3 protein-coding genes are annotated in these 3,511 nt (G+C 39.9%); all 3 read right to left on the bottom strand.

Features of this window, described 5'->3' with window-relative positions:
• Window positions 1–109 precede the first annotated feature (109 nt).
• From BN2628_RS00045 to BN2628_RS00035, 3 genes are read right to left on the bottom strand one after another with little or no spacing between them, the layout of a single operon-like run.
• On the bottom strand, window positions 110–1,135 hold the full coding sequence (locus BN2628_RS00045) for a tyrosine-type recombinase/integrase (protein ID WP_005801709.1): 1,026 nt from the start codon (window positions 1,133–1,135) through the stop codon (window positions 110–112).
• Window positions 1,125–2,111 carry a tyrosine-type recombinase/integrase gene (locus BN2628_RS00040; protein ID WP_005801710.1) on the bottom strand — a complete coding sequence of 329 codons (987 nt, stop codon included), beginning with the start codon at window positions 2,109–2,111 and terminating at the stop codon, window positions 1,125–1,127. Before BN2628_RS00040 ends, BN2628_RS00045 begins: the two co-directional genes overlap by 11 nt.
• 4 nt (window positions 2,112–2,115) lie before the next feature.
• A complete protein-coding gene (locus BN2628_RS00035) occupies window positions 2,116–3,360 on the bottom strand; it encodes a site-specific integrase (protein ID WP_005801711.1) in 1,245 nt (414 codons plus the stop codon).
• Between the last annotated feature and the right edge of the window lie 151 nt (window positions 3,361–3,511).

The raw sequence follows: 3,511 nt of genomic DNA, 5'->3' as shown, positions 1-3,511 counted from the left end.
GCGTGATTATCCAAAGTAAAAGATTATCCAAAGCAGTATTCTATTCGTATTTGATTATGAGATAGTTATATTTAATACTTACAAAAACTACTTTGGATAATAATTAGTCCTACTTTCCAAGTCCTTTTAACCAGTGCTTCAATTTTGAATCTTTCTCCCAAGAGCCTTCTACTTTATCCATGACAGGAATGATGTCTGCATAAGCAGCTTCAAGAGCCTCTCTTTTCTGTTTGGAATCAGCCCGAGCGTATATTTCTGTAGTTTGTATAGATACATGCCCGAGTATATCCCGAATATAAATCAAGTTCACTCCGGCTTGCAACAAGTGCATCGCCTTGCTGTGCCGTAGGCTATGAGGGCTGATTTTGGCTGGTATAAGATTCGGATCTGCGACATGTGCATTCCTCACGTATCTCATCAAAATAAAAGTCACCCCCGCATTTGTGAGTTTCCCCCCTCTGTTGTTTACAAACAAAGGACGTTGGTTCAACGATTGCTTCAACAGACCTTCGGTTTCCATATACTTTTTAAGTAATTCCACTTGCTGTTCTTGTAGCGGAACAAGCCTTCTTTTCCGTCCCTTGCCAAATAATGACACATAATATGGCTTAACCAAATGCAGGTCTGTCGGTGTCAGATCTATGAGTTCCTGAACTCTGGCTCCACTGTCATACAGTAACGCTATCAAGGCAAGATCACGAAGTCCGTTTCTCGTATTTACTGGTATTAACGACAACAATAGTCTTATTCCGTCAATAGACAGATAACTTACTGACTGCTTTTCGCAATGTTTCGATTTTATAGATAATATGGATTGCCATTGGTCCAAATGGAAGATGTCAGTATACAGCATATACTTACAAAAAGTATGGAATGCAGCGAGCTTTTGATTGCGTGTTGATGTACCGCATCCTTTGTTTTCTTCCGTCCAATGTAAAAAATCCGAAACATTGTTTCGTGTCAGATGTTCCAGCGATATCCTGTCTGCCTTAATGCATCTTGTTTTTTCCATAAAATCTATGAATGACAAGAATGTATTTCCATATGCCCTTATGGTGTTATGGCTCAGACCTCGTTCTCCGGACAGATAACTTGTAAAAAAGCGAGTCAGATACTTTGCAAAATCATCTTTCATAGGCTACAGGATTATTGGGTAAAGCGGGGTATAAAAAACTTGTAATGGAACTTTCCAGTTTCAGTACATCCGGATACATCTCTTGTGTCAGCCGCACATAGGTTTCCGTATCGGACAGCTTCTTATGTCCAAGAAAAACGGAAAGAATAGGAAGCGTACAATATATATCCGCCCCGTTTCTTACTTGGTGCATCAACGAATGTACGGCAAATGTATGCCTTAGATCATGTACTCTGGGTCCTTTTTTAGCACAATGCGGAATACTGCATTTTCTTAATATAATTCTGAACCACGCATAAACCCTGCTCTGGTTCAGAGGCAATCCGGATGGAGAAATAAAAAATGGAGACTCCATGGCATTTACATGGGGTAAAGGCAGCCTGTTCCTCGCTTCCACATATTGGCTTAACATCTGGTGCAATGACGGATAGACAGGTATCAGGCGTTGGCGCTGGTTCTTGGTTTTCCTTATCGTGATCACTCTTTTCTCGAGATTTATATCTTGGTTCAACAATGACGTGGCTTCACTCACACGCATCCCTGTACCATACAGCAGGCGAAGAATGGCAGGTATAGAAAAAAGACGGCTGTCCATATTTCCGTGATCGCTGGCCACAAGAGAATCACACACTGTAAAAATGGAAAGCACTTGTTCGTGCGTGAAGATGTATGGTACATACGTATTGGCTTTGCTCTTTGGAATTCGAGGTACATAACAAGGAAAACCTATGTTATTCATATACTTTGCAAACTGTGCCAATATAGAATATTTGCTACAAATCGTTTTATAGCTGTTATTAATCAAAGTATGTCCCCATTTGTCTATCAGTACACTTGTGATAAAAGGAGTCCGTACCTTTTCTTCGATGAAGAACCGATCGAGTAACCCTAAAACACTTTCAAAATATTTCCTTGAAAAACCCAGAGCTTCTTTTGCATCCACAAACTTTTGCATATATGGAGCGAATACGCTCATAAATTTACATTTTTCCATAAAAGATACCTCCTTTCTGTTCGTAAAAAGCGGGATTGACAAGCGGTACGTCAAGGGCACATTTCATCAGGCTTGACAAATCTACCCTTAAATATTCCATTGTACTCAAGGAACTCTCGTGTCCCAATGATTCAGATATGACTGGCAGCGAAACACCGTTGGCAAGCAGTCTGCTGGCGAGAGAATGACGCATAGCATGAGGACCGAACTTACGTTTGGATATATCAACGCCTGATTCTCTCATAATTCTTGATATTACACCGTTTATTCCCCAACGGAACATTGGACGATAAGGTGGACGTGCCGATAAGAATATTTCCGAATGCCCGGAAATCGGTCTGCCATAACGCAGATAATTGACTATGGCTTCACCGACATCAGTAAGCAACGGAAGCTCTATCGATTTTTTTGTTTTGTATTGGATGAATGCAATGACATTGTGATCCCAATCCAAATGGTTAAACTCCAATCTGCAAATATCCGAAGCGCGTAAACCGAGCCGTGTGGCAAGAAGCAATATTGCATAATCACGTTTCCCTACCGGACCTGATTGTTCAACCGACGACTCTATTTGTTTGACTTCTTCGGCACTATATATGGAAGGCAGTTTTTCCCGTTTGGGATAACGGTTGCGAGAAAGAACATATTCAAAATCTGTCTGAATATATTCTTTACCTGCCAGGAATCGGAGAAACAGCCGTATAGAAGAATATCTGTCCCTGGCGTTTCTACTCGTACTCAGAAAGGTCACGATTTCATCTTCTCCAATATCGCAAAGTTTTGATTTTGACTTGGTTTCCAAAAATTCAATAAAATAACTCAAATTACGGCGATGTTTTAAAACCGTAATATCATTACGCCGACTATTTACCAGCTCTTCCAGAAAAAGATGTGCAGCTTCTCCAATCTCTCCGGGCAAAGGATGTTCTTCTATTGGTACTATCCTTTTTGGAATAATACCTGTATCCAAATAAGCGGAAAGGATATGCACACTACGGGTAAGTACCCGCTTGGAGAATGGGGTTAAATTCGAAAGAATTGATTTTAGGTAACATTCTCCGGCTTCAGTCGAGTAGAACACGATGTCTTTTTCCTGTAGATAAGGCAACAGGTATTCCGACCATTTCTTCTGGTGTAAAGTAATGCAGGCTTCCGAATACCCAAGAAACCGTAAGTGTTCTGTACATTCTTGTATCAGAACATGAATGTTTTTCTTTTTGTTGTTGGACATATTTATTGATTTTAACGGGTGGTTTGTTCCAGCCCTATGCGAAATTACCATTATATTATCCAAACAACATTATCAAAAGTAATATTGAAAATCAATTTATTGGAAACTTATAGTTGTTATTGCTTTGGATAATCTTTTACTTTGGATAATC

The sequence above is a fragment of the Gabonia massiliensis genome (genome assembly GCF_001403595.1).
In the GTDB taxonomy this organism is placed as follows: Bacteria; Bacteroidota; Bacteroidia; order Bacteroidales; family Coprobacteraceae; genus Coprobacter; species Coprobacter secundus.
The sequence above is the reverse complement of the archived record's forward strand: the minus strand, read 5'-3'. Positions and strand labels throughout refer to the sequence as shown.